This window comes from Streptomyces sp. CNQ329 (genome assembly GCF_000482585.1).
Window position 1 is genome coordinate 48,378 of sequence record NZ_AXVU01000024.1, and the last position, 19,034, is coordinate 67,411.

A 19,034-nucleotide genomic window follows, 5' to 3' on the forward strand; every position below is an offset into this window, starting at 1 on the left:
AAGATATCTTTAGAAAGGTTTCTTTAGAAGACCGGGGTACCGACCGCGAGGAGAATGGGACCGATGGACCTGGAGAGCGTCGCGGACGAGCTGTACGCGCTGCCGCCGGGCGAGTTCGTCGCCGCCCGCGGCCGGCACGTCGCCGCCGCGCGTACCGCCGGGGAGCGGGACCTCGCCAAGGAGATCGCCGCACTGCGCAAGCCGACGCTCGCCGCCTGGGCCGGGAACCTGCTGGTGCGTTCCGCGCCCGAGCAGGTCGACACGGTGCGCCGGCTCGGGGAGGGCCTGCGCGAGGCGCAGGACCGGCTCGCGGGCGAGCAACTGCGCGAGCTGACCCGGCAGCGCAACGCGCTGGTCGCCGAACTCGCCCGCGAGGCCCGCCGGCTCGCCGCCGAAGCCGGTCAGCCGGTCGGGGACGCCGTCCAGCACGAGGTCGAGACGACCCTCCACGCCGTGCTCGCCGACCCGGACGCGGCCCGCGAGTGGGCCACGGGCCACCTCGCCAAACCCCTCGCCACCCGCCCCGGCTTCCCCGGCACCGTACCCACCGGCCGTGAACCCGCTCCCCGCCCCGCCCGCAAGCGCCACCTCAAGGTCGTCGAGGACCCCGGCAAGGCCCGCAAGGACGAGCTGGCCCGTGCCCGCAGGGAAGCGGGGGCCGCCGAGCGCCGGGCCCGCGACCGGGACAAGGCGCTGCGCCACGACGAAGCCCAGCGGGACAAGGCCGCCTCCCGTCTCGACGAGGCCACCGCCCGTGTCACCGAGCTGGCCGGCCGGCTGCGCTCCGCGGAGGAAGCGGAGTCGCAGGCCCGCGAAGCACTGGCCCGCGCCCGGCGCTCGCTCACCGCCAGCGCCTGCGCCGGCCGCGAGGCCCGCAGGGCGGCCGACAAGGCCGCGGCGGAACTCGCCGATCTGGAGAAGGACGGAACCGACGCCTGACCGCGGTGACCGGCGAAAGCGCGCGGTCAGGTGTCACGCCGGGCCGCCGGGCGGTGTCTGGATGGGCGGCAGATCGATGGCGACCAAGGAGAGACCGTGACGGTGCGTGTTCCCAAGACGGAGCTTCCGGACGAGTGGAAGGAGACATTGGCGGCGCAGTTCGGCGAGGTGCCCGAGCCGGTCGAGGTGCTGTTCAACCACCCCGAGCTGGCCGCCGCCAATCTGGAGTTCTCGGCGGAGGCGGCCTCGTGGCGCGCCGTCGACGCGAGTCTGAAGTCCTTCGCGCACATGGCCGTCGCCGCGCTCGTCGGATGCAGTTGGTGCCTGGACGCCGGCTACTTCCAGGCGCAGAACGACGACCTGGACCTGGCCAAGGCCTCCCAGGTGCCGCGGTGGCGGGACTCGGACGTGTTCTCCCCGCTGGAGCGGGAGGTGCTGGCCTACGCGGAGGCGATGTCGGTCACCCCGACGACGGTCACCGACGAGCAGGCGGCGAGCCTGCTGCGGCAGCTCGGCCCCGCCGGCGTCGTGGAGCTGACCACGTTCGTCGCGTACGCCAATATGTCGACACGGGCGAACACGGCGCACGGGATCACCTCGCAGGGCTTCTCGGAGTCGTGCGCCATTCCGCTCGCCGGCCGCCCGGAAGCCGCCGGCCGGGCATGACGACGGCGCCCGACGACCCGTTCGTCACCCACCGCGGCCTGCTCTTCACCGTCGCCTACGAGATCCTCGGGTCGGCGGCGGATGCGGAGGACGTGCTGCAGGAGTCCTGGCTGCGGTGGGCCGGCGCCGACCGGTCGCGGGTCCGGGACGCGCGGGCGTACCTCGTGCGGACCGTCACCCGGCAGTCCCTCAACCGCCTGCGGACGCTGTCGCGGCGGCGCGAGGAGTACGTCGGCGAGTGGCTGCCGGAGCCACTGCTGACCACGCACGACGTCGCCGAGGACATCGTGCTGGCGGAGAGCGTGTCGATGGCGATGCTCACCGTGCTGGAGACGCTCGGGCCCACGGAGCGCGCGGTGTTCGTGCTCCGCGAGGTCTTCGACATGCCGTACGGCGAGATCGCCGGAGCCGTCGGCAAGCCGGTCGCCACCGTGCGGCAGATCGCCCGGCGGGCCCGCGGCCACGTGGCGGCCCGCCGCCCGCGGGTGCGGGTCGGCCCGTCCGAGCGGCAGGCGGTGGTCGAACGGTTCCTCGCCGCGTTGCACACCGGCGAACTGCAGGAACTCCTGGAAGTCATGGCGCCGGACGTGGTGATGGTCGCCGACGGCGGCGGGATCGTGCCCGCCGTGCTCTCCCCGGTCCACGGCGCCCGCCCCGTGGCGGAGCTGCTGGCGGGCGCGAACCGGGTGGAACTGGAGACGGCCGTCGTCTGGCTGAACGGCGCCCCGGCGGGCCGTCTCGCGTTCGGCGGCGCGCCGGGGGCGGTGAGCCTGGAGCCGGACGACGACGGGAGGATCACCCGGATCTCCGTCGTACGCAACCCGCACAAGCTCACCCGCCTCGATCACCCCGCGGAACTCACCAGGTGACACGCGGAGACCGCGGCCGGCACCGGGCCGGCCGCGGTCTCCGCCCACCCCGCACCGCCGGCACCCGGCCGGGCCTTACCCCGGGGGTAATCGACGCCGCACCCCGCCGCCCCGCATCGTGGACGCACCGATCAGCAGCACTCCCCGAGGAGGTCGCCATGTCGACATACGAGACCGCCGTCACCCGCTACTTCGCCGCCTGGAACGCCCACGACCCCGCCGAGCGCGAGCAGGCCGTCGCCGCCGCCTGGACCGAGGAGGCGACGTACACCGACCCCCTCGCCGAGGTCAGCGGCCACCCCGGCCTCGCGGCCGTGATCACCGGCGCCCGGGAGCAGTTCCCGGGCTTCGAGTTCCGCCTCCTCGGCCCGGTCGACGGCCACCACGACACGGCCCGCTTCTCCTGGGAGCTGATCGCGCCGGACGGCTCGGCACCGGTGCAGGGCTTCGACGTCGTCACGCTGGCGGAGGACGGCCGGATCCGTTCCGTGCTCGGCTTTCTGGACCGCGTGCCGGGGTGACACCGCTCCCGCGCTCCGCTCCGGCGGCCCGGGGCGTCAGCGGTCCTCGGCGACCCGGATGACCGTCTTCCCCGAGGCGCGCCGGCCGGGGGTGAACGCCGCAGCCGCCTCGGCGAGCGGCCGTACGTCCCCGATCCGCGGCTTGAGCCGGCCGTCCCGCAGCCGCTCGGCGAGGTCGGCGAGACGGGCCCGGTCGGCTTCGACGACGAAGAAGACCGCCCGTCCGTCGTCGGGCCGCACCCTCACCGGTTCGACGACGGTCACCAGCGTGCCGCCGGGGCGGACCAGTGCGGCGGAGCGGTCGAGGATCTCGCCGCCGATGAGGTCGAAGACCACGTCGACGGGTCCGGCGTCCTCCAGCCGCTCCGACTCCAGGTCGACGAACGCGTCGGCGCCCAGCTCCAGGGCGGTCGCCCGCGAGCCGGCCCGGCCGGTGCCGACCACCCGGGCGCCCGCGTCGCGGGCGAGCTGCACCGCGAGGGACCCGACGGCACCTGCCGCGCCGTGGATCAGCACGGTCTGCCCCGCGGCGAGCCGGCCGTGGTCGAACAGCGCCTGCCAGGCGGTGAGTCCGGAGATCGGCAGGGCCGCCGCGGTGACGTGGTCGACGCCGGCGGGCAGCGGCGCGAGGTTGCGCGCCTCGACGGCCGTGTACTGCGCGAGGGAGCCGTCCCGGGCCCAGTCCGCCAGTCCGTAGACCCGCTGGCCGACGGTGAGGCCGGTGGTGCCGTAGCCGAGCTCGGTGACCACGCCGGACAGCTCGTGCCCGGGCACGCTCGGCGTCCGGTCCCGGCCGGCGCGGTCGGTCCACGTCGTCGGCCAGGTCAGCTCGCCCGGGGTGAAGCCGGCCGCGTGGACCTGCACGATGACGTCGTTCTCGGCGGCGTTCGGGTGGGGCAGGTCCGTCAGGGTCATCCCCTCAGGGCCGGCGTCACGGTCGCGAACAGTGAGGGCTTGCACGGGATTCCGGCTCCTTACCGGGCGGCCGGCGGGCTGCCCGCTCTGGACGTGGTGGTGCTCTGGGGAAGGGAAGAGGACCGGGCGGATGTCAGCCGCGGCCGGCGTAGCCGGCGAGCAGTGCGGTGAGGAGGTCGGTCAGCCTCGGCCGCACCTCGACGACGGAGTGCGAGAGCTCGGGGTCGGTCTCGTAGAAGGTCCGCAGCCGTGTGCCCGGGGCCGCCATCTGCCAGAGCGCCCCCGCCATGGCGGTGGCGGTGGTCACGACGCTGCGCGCCTGGTCGGCGCCGAGCGGTGCGACCGTACCGAGGGCGGTGCCTATGGAGTCGGCCTCGGCGACGGCCTGCCTCTTGAAGGACCGTACGGCGTCGTGGGAGACGTTGCGTTCCAGGTTCAGCGGGGTGTGGGCGAGCAGGTCGCAGAAGAGCGGGCGGTCGGCCAGGGACCCGGCCAGCAGCTCGGCGATCCTCCGGGCCGTGCGGTCCCACCGGGGGTCGTCCGCGGAAGCGGCCGGTATCTCCGCCAGCCCGCTGCGGACTTCGAGCGACCAGGCGTGCCAGGCGTCGGCGGCCAGGTGCAGGAAGATCTGCTCGCGGGTCTCGAAGTAGCGCAGTATCGCCGACTTGTGCATGCCGACGGTCTCGGCGATCGCGGTGACGGTCACCTCCCGGACCCCGTGCTCGGTGGCGAGCCGGGTGGCCGCGGCGAGAATCGCGTCCTCGCGGGCACGCTTGGCCCCGGGGCTGCGGGCGCGCAGGAACTCGGTGCCGGTCACCGCCCCAGCGTAACGCAACATGGTTGCGATACCCGTGGGGCAGATAGCGCAACGGTGTTTCATTATTAGTGCAACCGTGTTTTGCTGGGCCCATGGAGACGCACCCCTACACCTGGCTGATCACCGGCTCCTCGCGCGGCTTCGGCCGCTCCCTGAGCGTCGCCGCCCTGGAGGCGGGCGACCGGGTCGCCGCCACGGCCCGCAGGCCCGGGCACCTGGCCGACCTCGTCGAGAAGTACGGCGACCGCGTCCTGACCGTGCCCCTCGACGTCACGGACGCCGCGGCCGTCCGGGCCGCGTTCCGGACGGCCGGGGAGCGCTTCGGCCGCATCGACGTTGTCGTCAACAACGCCGGCTACGCCAACACCTCGGCCATCGAAACGACGCCCGAGGACGACTTCCGCACGCAGTTCGAGACGAACTTCTGGGGCGTCTACCACGTCTCCACCGCGGCCATCCCGGTCCTGCGCGCCCAGGGCGGCGGTGTGATCGTGCAGTTCTCCTCCATCGGAGGCCGCGTCGGCGGCAACCCCGGCGTCGGCTCGTACCAGGCCGCGAAGTTCGCCATCGACGGCTTCACCCGAGTCCTGGCCGCCGAGACGGCGCCGTTCGGGATCCGCTGCCTGGTGGTGGAGCCCGGTGGCTTCGCGACCGACTGGGCCGGCTCCTCGATGCGGATCCCCGAGGTCCCGCCGGAGTACGAGGCGACCGTCGGCGAGATGGCGCGCCGGCTCGGCCCCCACCTCTCCCCGGGTGACCCCGACCGCGCCGGCGAGATCCTGGTCCGCCTCGTCAGACGGCCCGATCTCCCCTCCCACCTCATCCTCGGTGCGGGCGCCGTCCACATGGCCCAGGAGTATGCACACGGCCAGCTCGCCGAGGCCGCCGCGTGGGAGGCCGTGAGCCGCTCCGCCGACTCCGGCGAGGACTACCCGGTTGCCTTCCCGTCTCCCGCCGACGGGACGGGGGCGCGGTGACCCGGCAGTTCACGGTCCGTACACGCCGGCCCCGCGGGCGCCCGCGCGCGCAGGCCGGCCCGGGCGGGGTCCGGCCGCTGCGACCGGGGCCGCCTAGGCGGCGGCCGGTGCGGCGGCGTCCTGGTCGGCCTCCACACGCGCGCAGACACGCGCGCACGAGTTGCTGATCAGGCGGGAGACGTGCATCTGCGAGATGCCCAGGTGCTCGGCGATGCGGCGCTGCGTCATGTCGCAGAAGAAGCGCAGATAGAGGATTTCGCGTTCGCGTTCCGGCAGCCGGCTCAGGTGCGGCCGTACCGCCTCGCGCTCCACCGCCTGCTCGAAGCCGGGCTCGATGCTGCCGAAGGTGTCGACCAGCGAGTAGCCGTCCTCGGCAGCCGTGACGGCGGCGTCGAGGGAGAGCGTGGCGTAGCTCTCCCACGCCTCCAGGCCGGTGCGCACCTCGCTCTCGGTCAGCCCGGCCGCCTCGGCGATGTCCGCGGTCGGCGGGAACCGGTCGTCGGCCGTGACGGCCAGCGACAGGGCGGCGCTGCGGACGCGGTTGCGCAGCTCCTGGACCCGGCGGGGCACGTGGACGCTCCACATGTCGTCACGGAAGTGGCGCTTCAGCTCGCCGACGATCGTCGGCACGGCGTAGCTCTCGAAGGCGTTGCCCCGCGCGGCGTCGTACCGCCCGACCGCCTTCACCAGGCCGAGGTGGGCGACCTGTTCCAGGTCCTCCAGCGTCTCCCCGCGGTTTCTGAACTGGCGGGCGAGCCGCTCGGCCATCGGCATCCAGGCGCGTACGACCTCCTGCCGCAGGGCCTTCTTGTCGGGTCCCTCGGGCATTCCGGCGAGCCGGCGGAACTGCGCGGAGGTGTCGGGTGCGTCGTGGTGCGGGTGTTTTCTCCTGGCCCGGACATGCGGCACGGTGGCCTCCCTCGGGCGAGTGGTGCGCGTTCGTTTCTCACGGGAGAGGATGACGGCGGCGGGAGAGGGGGCCGCGGCCGAAACGGCGGTGCCCGGACCGAACGGAGGCCGGAGCGCCGACGGCTGGAAGCCGTGCACTCCTGGGGTGTACCTCCTGTCCGAAGCACGTCGGTCCGCCTGACCGGCGCCGTCCGATGCAAACAGTGCTGACACGGACCGTTCCAGAATACGACGGGGCGGCACCTCGCACGAGCGCTGGCCGCCCCGCCCCACGGAACGGGCCCTCCGAACCCGGTCGACCTGCGGATTCCCCGCGCGTGCGGCCGTGAGCGGAGCCCGCCCGCACCGGCCGGGCGGGCCCGCTCCGCCCCCGGTGGCCCGGCCGGCATCACCGCAAATCGGTCGTTAGTGCCCGCTGAAGCGTGGTACCCGGCCCGCATGACCGACCAGGACACGACGCGTGCGTGACCGGACCGGTGCGCCGCCGTGCCCGTAGCCGCAGAGCACACCGCTCGGACAAGGAGCACGACATGACATCCGCCGATGTGGACCTGGACCTTTCCACCGAGCTCGGGCGCCAGTTGCGCGTCGACGCCATACGGGCCGCCGCCGCTGCCGGATCCGGCCACCCCACCTCGTCGATGTCCGCGGCGGACCTGATGGCCGTGCTGCTCGCGAGGCATCTGCGCTACGACATCGACCGGCCCGACCACCCCGGGGCGGACCGGCTCGTCCTGTCCAAGGGGCACGCCTCGCCGCTGCTGTACGCGGCGTTCAAGGCGGTTGGCGCCATCGACGACGAGGAACTGCTGACGTTCAGGAAGCTGGGCAGCCGGCTGGAGGGGCATCCGACGCCGATGCTGCCGTGGGTCGACGTGGCCACGGGGGCGCTCGGGCAGGGGCCGCCCATCGGCGTCGGCATGGCGCTGGCCGGCAAGCGGCTCTCGCACCTGCCGTACCGGGTGTGGGTGCTGTGCGGCGACAGTGAGCTGGCCGAGGGCTCGGTCTGGGAGGCGTTCGAGCACGCCGGTTACGAGCATCTGGGCAACCTCACCCTGATCGTCGACGTCAACCGGCTCGGCCAGCGCGGTCCCACCCGGCACGGCTGGGACCTGGACGCGTACGCCCGCCGGGCGGAGGCGTTCGGCTGGCACATCGTCGAGGTCGACGGCCACGACATGGCCGCCGTGGACGCCGCGTACACCGAGGCCGAGTCGGTGACCGACCGGCCGACGGTCGTGCTCGCCCGCACCGTGAAGGGCAGCGGGGTCGCTTCGGTCGCGAACCGCGAGGGCATGCACGGCAAGCCGCTGCCGGACCCCGAGGCGGCGATCGCCGAGCTGGGCGGCACCTCCGACGTGCGCGTCGAGCTCCAGACCCCGCCGCCCGCCGCCCCGCCCCCGCGCGCCGTCGCGGCGCATCCGGCGCTGCCGCGGTACGCGGTGGGTGATCTGGTGGCCACGCGCGACGCGTACGGGCACGCGCTGGCGGCGCTCGGCACGGCACGGCCGGACGTCGTCGCCCTGGACGGCGAGGTCGGCGACTCCACGCGGACCGAGTTCTTCGCCAAGGAGCACCCGGACCGGTACTTCGAGTGCTACATCGCCGAGCAGCAACTCGTCGCGGCGGCCGTCGGCATGCAGGCAGTCGGCTGGGTGCCGTTCGCCGCGACCTTCGCCGCGTTCCTGACCCGCGCGCACGACTTCGTGCGCATGGCCGCCATCAGCCGCGCGAACTTCAGCCTGGTCGGCTCGCACGCCGGTGTCGCCATCGGCGAGGACGGCCCGTCGCAGATGGGGCTGGAGGATCTGGCGATGCTCCGCTCCGTGCACGGCAGCACGGTGCTGCACCCCTGCGACGCCAACCAGGCCGCGCGGCTCGTCACCGCCATGGCGGACGACACGCTGACGGGCCTGCGCTACCTGCGCACCATGCGCGGCCCCCGGCCCGTCCTCTACGGACCCGAGGAGGAGTTCCCCATCGGCGGCAGCAAGCTGCTGCGCGCCGTGCGCGGCGACCGCGTGACGATCGCCGCGGCCGGAATCACCGTCCACGAGGCGCTTGCCGCCGCCGAGTTGCTCGCCGCGGAGGGCATCGGGGCACGTGTCCTGGATCTCTACTCCGTCAAGCCCGTGGACGTCGCCGCCCTGCGTGCCGCCGCGGAGCTGACCGGCCGGGTGCTCACGGTCGAGGACCACCGTCCGGAGGGCGGTCTGGGCGACGCGGTGGCCGAGGTGTTCGCCGACGGCCGTCCCGTCCCGCGGCTCGCCCGGCTGGCGGTCCGCACCATGCCCGGCTCCGCCACGGAGACCCAGCAACTCGCCGCGGCGGGCATCGACGCCGAGGCGATCGCGGCGGCGGCGCGCGATCTGGTCGCGGCGGACGGCGCCCGGCCCGTCTGACCCGGCGGCAGCCGCGGCCCGGCCCGGCAGGGCCCGCCCGGAGGACATCCGACCCACGAACGGCTCAGAACCGGTGGAGGACGGAACCGTGACGACAATCGAGAAGCAAACGGTCCACACGCTCCTGGACGAGTACGGGCGCACGTACGCCGAGGACGCGGGCATCCGGCTGCGGAACACCCCGCAGCCCCTCTACCAGTTGCTCGTCCTCTCGTTCCTGCTCAGCGCCCGGATCCGGGCGAGCGTGGCGGTGGCCGCCGCCCGCGCGCTGTTCGACGCCGGGATGCGCGACGCCCGCAAGATGGCCGACGCCACCTGGCAGCAGCGGGTCGACGCCCTCGGCGAGGGCGGCTACCGGCGCTACGACGAGAGCACCGCCACCCGGCTCGGCGACGGTGCCCGGCTGCTGCTGGACACGTACGGCGGTGACCTGCGCGAGCTGCGCCGTGAGGCGGGCGGCGACGTCGGCAGGCTCAAGGAGCTGCTCCAGCGGATCCCCGGCCTGGGGCCCGTGGGCGCGGCCATCTTCCTGCGCGAGGTCCAGGGGATCTGGCCGGAGGCCGCCCCGTCCATCGACCCCAAGGTCGTGCAGGGCGCCGGCCGGGTGGACCTGCCCGAGGATCCGGCCCGGCTGGCCCGGCTGGTGAGCGAAGCGCAACTCGCGCCGTTCACGGCGGCGCTGGTGCGCTGCGCGCTGGACAAGGGCGTGGCGGAGCAGGTCAGGGAACACGCCCACGCCTGAACCCGGACCGCCCGGCAGGAGTCGGCCGGCGGCGCCCACCACCGTGGGCGCCGCCGGCCTCCTCGCTCAGGGCTGACCGTGGGCTCAGGCCGTGGCCAGCAGCTCGATCACTCCCTCGGCCGTCAGGGCCATCTCCTCCGGGGTGCCCGCGTCCACGACCAGCGACGGGCCGTCCGAGGGCCAGCCGCGGGCGAGGTCGCCGAGCCCCACCGCGTTGTAGCGCCGGATCTCCGGGAAGACCTGTTCCAGCCGGTCGGCGGAGGTGAAGACGGGCACCAGCCGGGTGCCGTCGCCCTGCTCCACCACCGGCAGGCTCAGCGCCTGCGCCGGCTCGGGCCCGGCCGGCTCCCCGGCCGGTTCCGGGTCGGGCAGCAGCACCCGGCTCTCGGCGAGAGTGTGCAGTGCTTCCTGGTCCGGACCGATCTCGGCGACGGTGTGCAGCGCCTGCTGGACTGCAGAGCGCTGGCCGTCGGGGTGGTTCGTCATGGGTCTCCCTTCGCTGTGCGGTGCCGCAGGCCGGTCACCGCCCGGGTTCCCCCGGCCGGTGGCCCGAAACGGGAGCACACAGCCGACTGCTTTGTCCGTTTGCCAGGGATTCCCCGGTCGCTGAGACCGGGGACGGGACCGTCCGACGCCCGTTCTCAGGGAAGGAACTTGTCGGCGAGCAGACGGGCGATGGCCCAGTCCTGCATGGCGACGCCGACGGTCTTGAAGACCGTCCGCTCGCCCCGGGGGGCTTCCGGGGCGGCCAGGGCGACGCCGAGTTCGGTGAGATCGCCTTCCGTCAGGGCGCCGCCCCGCAGCGCGTGGAGGATCTCACCGGATTCCTCCAGCACGGCCTGAAGCTCGTCGACGATCACGGTCCCGGTGGACAGGAGTCCGTCGGGCAGCTCGCGCATGGTGGGGCGGAAGGCGCCGATGGCGTTGACGTGGACCCGGGCGGGCAGGGCCTGCTCGCGGAAGAGCGGGCTGGTCGCGGGGGTGGCGCAGCAGACGATGTCCGCGTCGCCGACGGCGGCTTCGGCGTCGGCGGCGGTGCGGATCCGCACCCCGGTCAGCTCCGCGGCCAGCGTCTCGGCGAGGGCCGCCGCGCGGCCGGGGGCGGTGTCCACCACGGTCACCTCACGCAGGGGCCGTACGGTGTGGACGGCGCGGACCTGGTCGGGAGCCTGGCCACCCGCGCCGATGACGGTCAGCCGGCCGGCGTCCGCGGGGGCGAGGAGGTCGGTGGCGACGCCGACGGCGGCACCGGTGCGCAGCGTGGTGACCTCCCCCGCGTGGGCGACCAGGCTGTCGGCGCGGCCGGTCTCGGTCCACACCACGGTGCCGGCGATGGCGGGGGTGCGGTCGAAGTTGAGGCTCAGCGTCTTGATCATGGCGGAAGCGGTGGCACGGTGATGGGCGGACATCACCAGGAACCCGCCGTCGCGCAGCACGGTGCGGGCAGGCATCTCGAAGGCGCCCGCGGCCAGTTCGGCGAATCCGCCGCGCACGGCGTCGATGGCCTCGCGCATGGTGAGGGCCTCGCGGATCTCACGGGGACCGACGGTGACGGTCTGCACGGGACCTCCGCATGGTAGGTGAAAGCCTTCCGCCGTGTGCGGCCCGGCGGCCCCGCGCTCGGCAGGGATGTCAGTCATGGCCGGAGCCGGGGTCGCCGTAGCGGACGACCTTCGTGGGTACGACGATACGCAGCGGCGCGGGGGTGCCGGCATCGGCGTCCGACTCGTTGAGCCGGCGCAGGAGCAGTTCCGCGGCCCGCCGGCCGAGCTCCCGCGGATCGTACGCCACGATCAGCGGCACCCCGAGCACGTCGGCCAGTTCGAAGTCGTCGAAACCCGCCAGACTGACGGTGCGGCCGAGCCGGCTCGCGGCGCGGAACGCGCCCAGAGTGTTGCGGCTGTTGGCGCAGAAGAGCGCCGTCGGGGGCCGGGGGAGTTCCAGCAGCTCACGGGCGGCGGCCTCGGCGGCCGGGATGGTGCGCTGCCGCAGCCGCACGTACCGCTCGTCCAGCGTGACCCCCGCCTCCTCCAGTGCGACGCAGAAGCCGCGGAACCGCTCCGAGCTGGTCCAGACGGACAGCGGCAGGCCGAGGAACCCGAGCCGGGTGTGGCCGGCCGCGAGCAGGCCGGCCGTCGCCTCGCGGGCGCCGCCGAAGTCGTCCACCAGTACGCAGTCCAGCGGCACGCCGGACGGGGGGCGGGCACCCAGGACGACGGGCACCGAGCCCGGCTGGGGGGCGAGGTGGGAGTGGTCGTTGCCGGCCGGGACGACGATCACGCCGTCGACCCGGCGGGCGGTCAGCTCCTCCACGAGCCGGCGCTCCCGTTCGACGTCCTCGTCGGTGTTCGTGAGGACGACCTTCAGGCCGTGCGGGCTCACGCCCGACTCGACGCCCAGGGCGAACTGCGAGTAGAAGGGGTTCGCGAGGTTGGTGACGACGAGGCCGACCAGTCCGCTGGTCCGCCCCAGCCGGAGATTGCGGGCGACCTCGTTGCGGCGGTAGCCGAGGGAGTCGACAGCGGCGAGGACCCGTTCCCGGGTCGCCTGGCTCACCCCGGGGTCGCCGTGCAGGACGCGGGAGACCGTCATGGGGCTGACCGAGGCGTGGCCGGCGACATCCCGCATGGTCGGCGGCCGACGAGAAGGAGAATCCTCGGTCACCGTTTTCTCTCCCCCGCTGCGTCACGTCGAGGCGCGCGCCGATGGTAGCTGCGTCGTTGCACGCTAGCACCGAACCGGCGTCCCGGGCCGGAGAGCGACCACGGGAGCGCGGAACGTACCGGCGCGGCGCGAGGGCAGCGTCCCCGGCGCGGCCGGGCACGACGCCGAGGGCGTCATAGGCCAGGACTTCGGGGTGATGGTATCGATATCGTCGCGGAGGACGCGATACCCCTGCGCCGTGTATCCCCGCCGGAGCGCTCAGGTGTCGGCCGGTGTGGCAACCCCGGGCTGCTGAGGGCCAGTTCAGAGGGGTGGGCATCCATCCGGAGGAACGCACCCCCTTGACGGCGGTGGGTCCGGCCTCTACGGTCCAACCGCACCGCAGCATGGTAACGATAACTTCCGCTTCCTTACCCGACCGAACGGCGCACCCCCGGCCCCTCGCACGTGCGGGCCGCTCCCACCGCCTCACCTCCCACGGTCGTGCTTCTCCCGGCGTTCCCGCGCTTCTCCTGTCCGTACGTCACCTCGAAGACAAGGCAGAGACATGTCGCAGTCCGATACGTCCCCCCAGGCCACCTCCCGCCGCCGCTTCCTGGCCTCCACCAGCGGGCTGCTGGCCGTGAGCACCCTCGCGGCAGGCGCGTCCTCCGCGGGCGCCGCCGCGGCCGTGCCGGGGAACGCGCCCGCAGCCGGCTCCGCCCCCGACTACATCGGCCTGGTCAACCCGTGGGTGGAGGCCGACCGGGGCCGGTTCTTCTTCTTCCAGTCGGCCAGCAACCCCTTCGGCATGGTGAAGCTGCGCCCGGACACCAGCACCCACGCGGCGTGGGGGACGGGCTATCTGCACAAGGAGAACGAGGTCAAGGGCTTCAGCCATCTGCACTGCTGGCAGATCGCCGGCGTGCAGGTGATGCCCACGTCGGGCGAGGAGGTGCCGAAGCTCGACGGCGACACCGGCTGGCAGTCGCACGTGGACCACGAGGCCGGTGAGGTGGCACAACCCGGCTACCACCGGCTGCATCTGGACCGGTACGGCATCACCGCCGAGCTGACCTGCACCGACAGGGTCGGGATGCACCGCTACACGTACGACGACGCCGGCCCCGGCGAGATCATCGTCAACCTCGGCGGGATGCTGGGCGAGGCGGTCATGGAGAGCGCCCGGATCACCAGGCGAAGCAACCGCGAGGTGGAGGGCCATGTCCTCCAGCACGGCAGCGGATACCCCGCACACAACAACCGGCTGTTCTTCAGCATCCGGTTCGACAGGGACTTCGACTCCCTGCACGGGTGGGCGGACGGTGAGCTGGTCGACGGCGGGGCCGCGGTCGACGAGGTCGACGGCGACGACGCGGGCTTCTACGTCCGCTACGACGGTCTTGAGGCGGGTGACCGGCTGCAGATGAAGGTCGCGCTGTCCTTCACCGGGGTGGCCGGGGCGCGCAAGAACCTGGAGGCGGAGCTGCCGGGCTGGGACTTCGACGCGGTCAAAGCCGCGTCGCAGGAACACTGGAACCGGATGCTGGGCCGGATCGACGTCGAGGGCGGCACCGAACAGCAGCGGGTGAAGTTCTACACCGACATGTTCCACGTCCTGTGCGGACGCAGCGTGATCAGCGACGCCGACGGCACGTACCTCGACAACACCTGGCAGCACCGCATCATCAAGAAGATCCCCACGGACGCCAAGGGCCGGCCGCGGTTCGCGATGTACAACTACGACGCGCTGTGGCTGACGCAGTGGAATCTCAACACCGTGCTCGGGCTGGCCTATCCGGAGATCTACTCCGCCCTCGTGCAGTCGCAGCTACGGATGTACGAGGACGGCGGGCTGCTGCCGCGGGGCCCCGTGGCCGGCGACTACTCCTGGGTGATGACCGGATCGCCGGTGACGTCGTTCATCACCGGCGCCTGGAACAAGGGCATCCGGGACTTCGACATCGATCTCGCGTACGAGGCCATGCTCGACGCCCACTCGCTCGGCGGGCTCTTCGAGGCCGGCTCGTTCGAGTACGGGAGCTGGGGAAGCTGCGGCGGTGCCCGTCACTACTTCGATCTCGGATACGTCCCGAACGAGGTGTGCGGGGGACCGCTGGAGGGCGGCGCCGGACAGACCCTGGAGTACGCGTTCCAGGACTGGACGCTGGGCCAGCTCGCGCGACGGCTGGGCAAGTCGGGTCTCAATGTCGCGCAGTTCGCCGAGGTGTCGGTGTCCTCGCAGGTGAACGACGCGAACCTGGCCGGTGTGCGAGCGGTGGACGGCCGGCCGCCGCGTTCGAGCGTCACCGAGCCGGTGAACGTGGGGTGGGCCTCACGGGAGCAGAAGCCGTGGATCAAGCTGAGCTGGGCGGAGCCGAGGCGCGTGCACAAGGTGGTGCTCAGTGACCGCACCGAGGGGAAATCGCGGGTGAACTCCGGTGTCCTGCTCTTCAGTGACGGGTCGTCGGTGGAGGTGCGCGGCATTCCGGCCGGAGGCCGGACCAAAGCGGTGGCCTTCCGGCCCAGGCGGGTGAGCTGGGTGACGTTCGAGGCCACCGGCGGGACGGGCGAGAACGTGGGGCTCGACGAGATCGAGGTGTGGGACGACACCGACACGGGTGCGTTCCTGATCGAGCGCTCCGGGAACTGGCGCAACCTGTTCGACCGGTCCACCGGCTTCATCCGGCCCCGCGCCATGAACGGCCACTGGCAGGAGCCCTTCGACCCGCTGTCGCACGAGGACTTCGTCGAGGCGAACGCCTGGCAGGCGTCCTGGTTCACCTCCCACGACGTCATCGCCCTGGCCAACCGGCTGGGCGGCCGGAAGGCGTACGCCGACAAGCTCAACCACGCCTTCGAGCAGTCCGCGGACGCGAACTTCATCGCCGAGTACGGGAAGGGCCACGTCAGCTACGGCAACCAGCCCGGCCTGCAGGTGGCGCACCTGTTCAACTACGTCGGACACCCGTGGCTGACCCAGTACTGGGTGCGCCAGGTGAAGGAGAAGACCTACGGCGCGACCTCGACCACGGACGGCTACGGCCACTTCGACGAGGACCAGGGCCAGATGGGGTCGATGAGCGCGCTGATGGCCATGGGGCTCTTCGAGGTGACGGGAGCGAGTCTGACCCGTCCGGTGTACGACATCACCTCGCCGGTGTTCGACGCGATCACGATCCAGCTCCACCCGGACTACTACTCGGGGCGGCGGTTCCGGATCGTCACCCACGACAACTCGGCCGAGCACATGTACATCCAGCGGGCCACGCTCAACGGGAGCCGGCAGGACAACGCCTGGTTCCACCACGACCGGCTCGCCGCAGGCGGCACCCTGGAACTGTGGATGGGCCCGGAGCCCAACAAGGACTGGGGCGTGGCCGAGCTGCCGCCGTCGAAGTCGCCGGAGGCACCCGCGGTGCTCCACACCGACCGCGACACCGTACGCCTCGACTCCGGTGAGAGCGGCCCCCTCACCCTCGCCGCACGCAACCTCACCGGCCGGCCCGTCGCCGCCTCCTGGCGCGCCCACGCCCCCGCCGGCATCGAGGTCCGGCCCGCCACCGGAAGCCTCACCGCACCCGCCGGCGACACGGCGGACCAGGACCTCACCGTCCGCGTCGACGCCGACGCCCCCGCCGGACTGCACCGCATCGTGTTCACGGGGCAGGCCGCCGACGGCACCGAACTGCCCGACGCCATCGTCTACCTCCTCATCGCGCCCGCACTGGCCGTCGAGACGGTCCCGGAGCGGCTGATCCTGCTTCAGGACACGCCGTCGACCGTCCGGGTGGACGTGAAGAGCAACGACGTGGAACGGGAATACGCCTGCGACGTCAGCCTCAAGGTGCCGGAGGGCTGGACCGCCGAGCCGGCGACCCGGTCAATCGACGTGCCCGCCGGTGCCACGGTCGGCGCCGCCTTCACCCTCACCCCGCCGGCGGAGGCGTCCGGTGAGCAGGCCCTGACGCTCGCCGCCCGGTGGGACGACGGGAGCACCGACCGCGAACTGTCCGCGACCGTGAGCCGGAAGGTGGCCATGATCGGCACCGCCGACCTGGCCACAGGGGAGTACGCGCTGTCGCCGGACCGCTTCGGCGACTACCCCACGGCCTTCCCCGACGACGTCGACTTCACCATCGGGGACGGCGACCCCGCCACCGGGTGGAGCTACATCCACCCCGGCCCCAGCGACGGCTGGGCCGGCACCAAGCCGCACACCTTCACCCTCCGCTTCGACCTCGACCAGCCGTCTTCCACCGGCCTGGCCCTCACCGCCTGGCTGATCGACACCCACGAATCCGGACCGCCGACCGTGGACGTCTCCCTCAACGACGGCCCGGCGACCACCGTCACCCTCCCCAAGGGCGGCGGCCAGGGCTACCACTGGGGCGACGACACCGACGCGGCCATCCGCCCGAGCGTCCTCGACGTCCCCCTCCCCGCCGACGACGTCCGCGCCGGCCGGAACACCCTCACCCTCACCAGCACGGGCGGCTCCTGGATGGTCTACGACGCCGTCGCCGTCCGGGAACGGTCCTAACGGTGGCCGACCGGCCCGCGCCCACCGAGCCGGGCGCGGGCCGGTGCCCGCGTCACACCCCTCCACGGTCCGTGGTGCACCCGCCCCGCGGGCCCACGCACACCGCTCACCGCACCCGGCGCAGGACCATGCGCACGGTGCCGTCCCGCTCCGTGGTCTCCTCGGCGACGTGGAAGCCCTCATCGGTGAGCCGGGCCGCGGTGACGTGGTAAGCGTGCCGGGCGGTGAGTCTGTCCATCCAGGCCGCGTCGTGGGTGCGGCGGTCGAAGTCGCTGATCACGGCGGTGAAGCGGCCGTCCTCCCGGTGGAAGAACCCGATGTCGTTCGACAGAGGGCCGACGTGGGTGCGCCGGACGATCACATGTGCGGTGTCCTCCCGCCGGTCGCCGCGATAGCCGTGGAGGGGCTGCGCGACGTCGTGCACCTCGACGTCGCGGTACCCGACGTCCGCGAGTGCCGCGCAGAGCGCCTCGGTGTCGGTCAGGGCCGTGGTGAGCGAGGTGAAATGGGACATACGGCGACTCCGTCACTTCCCGTGTTCACCGGGTTCGTAAGGTTCGAGCGGATCGAGGGGTACGACGAACTGGCTTTCGGCTTCCGTCGTCTCGGTGAACGACGCCGACTGCGCCCGGCCCTCCCGCAGCCAGGTGCGCAGCGCGCCGATCGTCTCGCGCTGCGACACCGACAGCGGCACCTGCCGGGCGAGCGCGGTGAGGATGTCGTCGGTGGTGAACTCGCGCCCGTCGTTGAATCCCACGTACATGGCGTCCACGACGGCCTGCTCGATCTCCGATCCCACGTACCCCTCCGACCTGCGGGCCAGGGCCGCGACGTCGAAATCCGCCGGCAGCCTGCGGCGCTTGCGCAGGTGCACCTCGACGATCTCCGCGCGCTCGTCGGCGGTCGGCAGGTCGAGGAAGAAGATCTCGTCGAACCGGCCCTTGCGCAGGACCTCGGGGGGCAGGCTGGCGACGTCGTTCGCGGTGCCGACGACGAAACACGGCGCGGTCTTCTCCTGCATCCACGTCAGGAGGGTGCCGAACACCCTGGTGCTGGTGCCGGCGTCGTGACCGCCGTGCGCGAGGGCCTTTTCCATCTCGTCGATCCACACCACGCACGGGGCGACCGTCTCCGCGAGCCGCAGCGCCCGCCGGGTGCGTTCCTCGGCCTCTCCGATCAGCGAACCGAAGAGGGCACCGACGTCCAGCCGCAGCAGGGGAAGCCGCCACAGCCCGCCGATCATCTTGGCCGTCAGGCTCTTGCCGGTGCCCGGAATCCCGATCAGCGCGATGCCCTTCGGCGCGGGCAGCCCGTAGTCGCGGGCCTCCTGGGTGAACGCCCGCTCCCGCAGCCGCAGCCACTGCTTGAGCACGTCCAGCCCGCCCACGTCGTCGGGGGTTTCGTGCACCGGATGGAACTCCAGCGCCTCGCTCTCCCTGATGACGTCCTTCTTCTCCTGCACCACGGCCTCGATGTGCCGGTCGTCCAGGGCGTTGTCCCGGACGATGGCCTTGGCGTAGGCGCGGCGTGCCTGCGCGGCCGTCATCCCGAGCGCCGCCTGCCCGAGCTTCTCCCGGCCGGCCGGGGTGAGGTCGACCTTCACGCCCGGTGTCGCCGCCAGCCCGCCCAGCACCTCGTCGAGCTGCTCGCGATCCGGCAGCGGCAGTTCCACCACGACGGCCTCGTCCCGCAGTTCCTCGGGGACCGTGCGGTTCGGCGAGAGGACGATGACCGACTTGCGGGTGAACTTCAGCCGCTGCACCGCGCTGCGCAGCTTGCGTTTCACCTGCGGGTTGCTCCAGCAGTCATGGAAGTCCTTGAGGACGAAGACGGCGCCGTCCTCCGCCTTCTCCACCTGCTCGATCACGGATATCGGGTCACGCGCGGTGGGCGGGGCGCCGCCGTGGCCGTGCAGGGCCTCGAACCCCTCGGCGAGATCCCACGCCAGGCAGCGGCGGTGTCCGCGTTCGCACACGGCACGAACCGCCTCCAACGCCCGTTCCTCCTCCACCGTGACCGCCACGATCAGGGTGTAGCGCGCGCGCAGGTACAAGTCGAGGTCGGTCCGGAATCCCACCGCAATATCCCCCA

The 19,034-nt window shown here is 72.8% G+C and carries 16 protein-coding genes; 8 read left to right on the top strand and 8 right to left on the bottom strand.

The window, feature by feature from the left end:
- The first annotated feature begins 63 nt into the window (after positions 1–63).
- The 4 genes from I003_RS0117740 to I003_RS0117755 all read left to right on the top strand — a co-directional run bounded on the left by I003_RS0117740 (position 64) and on the right by I003_RS0117755 (position 2,995).
- The gene (locus I003_RS0117740) at positions 64–939 is read left to right on the top strand and encodes a hypothetical protein (protein ID WP_027772730.1); all 876 of its coding nucleotides are present in this window, start codon (positions 64–66) and stop codon (positions 937–939) included.
- Between the two features lie 96 nt (positions 940–1,035).
- The gene (locus I003_RS0117745; protein WP_027772731.1) at positions 1,036–1,605 is read left to right on the top strand and encodes a carboxymuconolactone decarboxylase family protein; all 570 of its coding nucleotides are present in this window, start codon (positions 1,036–1,038) and stop codon (positions 1,603–1,605) included.
- Positions 1,602–2,474: an RNA polymerase sigma factor SigJ gene (gene sigJ / locus I003_RS0117750; RefSeq protein WP_027772732.1), complete on the top strand. Its 873-nt coding sequence runs from the start codon at positions 1,602–1,604 to the stop codon at positions 2,472–2,474. Before I003_RS0117745 ends, sigJ begins: the two co-directional genes overlap by 4 nt.
- Before the next feature lie 158 nt (positions 2,475–2,632).
- Complete coding sequence (locus I003_RS0117755; protein ID WP_027772733.1) at positions 2,633–2,995, top strand: nuclear transport factor 2 family protein; 363 nt, start codon at positions 2,633–2,635, stop codon at positions 2,993–2,995.
- A gap of 36 nt (positions 2,996–3,031) precedes the next feature.
- Here the strand turns inward: I003_RS0117755 and I003_RS0117760 are convergent, their stop codons facing one another.
- Both I003_RS0117760 and I003_RS0117765 read right to left on the bottom strand, forming a co-directional pair.
- Positions 3,032–3,955: an NADP-dependent oxidoreductase gene (locus tag I003_RS0117760; protein ID WP_027772734.1), complete on the bottom strand. Its 924-nt coding sequence runs from the start codon at positions 3,953–3,955 to the stop codon at positions 3,032–3,034.
- 88 nt (positions 3,956–4,043) lie between these two features.
- A complete protein-coding gene (locus I003_RS0117765) occupies positions 4,044–4,748 on the bottom strand; it encodes a TetR family transcriptional regulator (RefSeq protein WP_199784315.1) in 705 nt (234 codons plus the stop codon).
- A 71-nt stretch (positions 4,749–4,819) separates the two neighbouring features.
- Here I003_RS0117765 and I003_RS0117770 point away from each other — a divergent pair, with 71 nt between their 5' ends.
- Positions 4,820–5,704, top strand: coding sequence for an SDR family NAD(P)-dependent oxidoreductase (locus I003_RS0117770; protein WP_027772736.1), 885 nt, complete (start codon positions 4,820–4,822; stop codon positions 5,702–5,704).
- A gap of 93 nt (positions 5,705–5,797) precedes the next feature.
- Here I003_RS0117770 and I003_RS0117775 read toward each other — a convergent pair whose 3' ends face one another.
- Complete coding sequence (locus I003_RS0117775; RefSeq protein ID WP_027772737.1) at positions 5,798–6,613, bottom strand: SigB/SigF/SigG family RNA polymerase sigma factor; 816 nt, start codon at positions 6,611–6,613, stop codon at positions 5,798–5,800.
- Positions 6,614–7,143: 530 nt separating this feature from the next.
- Between I003_RS0117775 and I003_RS0117780 the strand changes: the two genes are divergently transcribed.
- Together I003_RS0117780 and I003_RS0117785 are read left to right on the top strand one after the other, a co-directional pair.
- Complete coding sequence (locus tag I003_RS0117780) at positions 7,144–9,015, top strand: transketolase (RefSeq protein ID WP_051368310.1); 1,872 nt, start codon at positions 7,144–7,146, stop codon at positions 9,013–9,015.
- 88 nt (positions 9,016–9,103) lie between these two features.
- Positions 9,104–9,757 (top strand): endonuclease, encoded by a 654-nt coding sequence (locus I003_RS0117785; RefSeq protein WP_027772739.1) that lies wholly within the window; start codon positions 9,104–9,106, stop codon positions 9,755–9,757.
- 84 nt (positions 9,758–9,841) lie between these two features.
- Here I003_RS0117785 and I003_RS0117790 read toward each other — a convergent pair whose 3' ends face one another.
- The 3 genes from I003_RS0117790 to I003_RS0117800 form a co-directional block, all read right to left on the bottom strand.
- Positions 9,842–10,243, bottom strand: a complete 402-nt coding sequence (locus I003_RS0117790) for an SseB family protein (RefSeq protein ID WP_027772740.1) — start codon at positions 10,241–10,243, stop codon at positions 9,842–9,844.
- A gap of 155 nt (positions 10,244–10,398) precedes the next feature.
- The gene (locus I003_RS0117795; protein WP_027772741.1) at positions 10,399–11,319 is read right to left on the bottom strand and encodes an ornithine cyclodeaminase family protein; all 921 of its coding nucleotides are present in this window, start codon (positions 11,317–11,319) and stop codon (positions 10,399–10,401) included.
- A 70-nt stretch (positions 11,320–11,389) separates the two neighbouring features.
- Positions 11,390–12,385 carry a LacI family DNA-binding transcriptional regulator gene (locus I003_RS0117800; RefSeq protein ID WP_051368311.1) on the bottom strand — a complete coding sequence of 332 codons (996 nt, stop codon included), beginning with the start codon at positions 12,383–12,385 and terminating at the stop codon, positions 11,390–11,392.
- A gap of 583 nt (positions 12,386–12,968) precedes the next feature.
- On the opposite strand from I003_RS0117800, the gene I003_RS32565 reads away from it, so the two are divergent.
- On the top strand, positions 12,969–16,943 hold the full coding sequence (locus I003_RS32565; RefSeq protein ID WP_027772743.1) for a glycoside hydrolase domain-containing protein: 3,975 nt from the start codon (positions 12,969–12,971) through the stop codon (positions 16,941–16,943).
- A gap of 106 nt (positions 16,944–17,049) precedes the next feature.
- Here the strand turns inward: I003_RS32565 and I003_RS0117810 are convergent, their stop codons facing one another.
- Together I003_RS0117810 and I003_RS0117815 are read right to left on the bottom strand one after the other, a co-directional pair.
- Positions 17,050–17,457: a DUF1257 domain-containing protein gene (locus I003_RS0117810; protein ID WP_027772744.1), complete on the bottom strand. Its 408-nt coding sequence runs from the start codon at positions 17,455–17,457 to the stop codon at positions 17,050–17,052.
- 12 nt (positions 17,458–17,469) lie between these two features.
- Complete coding sequence (locus tag I003_RS0117815) at positions 17,470–19,020, bottom strand: AAA family ATPase (RefSeq protein WP_027772745.1); 1,551 nt, start codon at positions 19,018–19,020, stop codon at positions 17,470–17,472.
- Between the last annotated feature and the right edge of the window lie 14 nt (positions 19,021–19,034).

Excerpts from the sequence above, each read along its gene's own strand:
- I003_RS0117740 (WP_027772730.1), top strand. The coding sequence starts at position 64 with ATGGACCTGGAGAGCGTCGCGGACGAGCTGTACGCGCTGCCGCCGGGC.
- sigJ (WP_027772732.1), top strand. The coding sequence starts at position 1,602 with ATGACGACGGCGCCCGACGACCCGTTCGTCACCCACCGCGGCCTGCTC.
- I003_RS0117755 (WP_027772733.1), top strand. The coding sequence starts at position 2,633 with ATGTCGACATACGAGACCGCCGTCACCCGCTACTTCGCCGCCTGGAAC.
- I003_RS0117765 (WP_199784315.1), bottom strand. The coding sequence starts at position 4,748 with ATGTTGCGTTACGCTGGGGCGGTGACCGGCACCGAGTTCCTGCGCGCC.
- I003_RS0117770 (WP_027772736.1), top strand. The coding sequence starts at position 4,820 with ATGGAGACGCACCCCTACACCTGGCTGATCACCGGCTCCTCGCGCGGC.
- I003_RS0117780 (WP_051368310.1), top strand. The coding sequence starts at position 7,144 with ATGACATCCGCCGATGTGGACCTGGACCTTTCCACCGAGCTCGGGCGC.
- I003_RS0117790 (WP_027772740.1), bottom strand. The coding sequence starts at position 10,243 with ATGACGAACCACCCCGACGGCCAGCGCTCTGCAGTCCAGCAGGCGCTG.
- I003_RS0117800 (WP_051368311.1), bottom strand. The coding sequence starts at position 12,385 with ATGCGGGATGTCGCCGGCCACGCCTCGGTCAGCCCCATGACGGTCTCC.
- I003_RS32565 (WP_027772743.1), top strand. The coding sequence starts at position 12,969 with ATGTCGCAGTCCGATACGTCCCCCCAGGCCACCTCCCGCCGCCGCTTC.
- I003_RS0117810 (WP_027772744.1), bottom strand. The coding sequence starts at position 17,457 with ATGTCCCATTTCACCTCGCTCACCACGGCCCTGACCGACACCGAGGCG.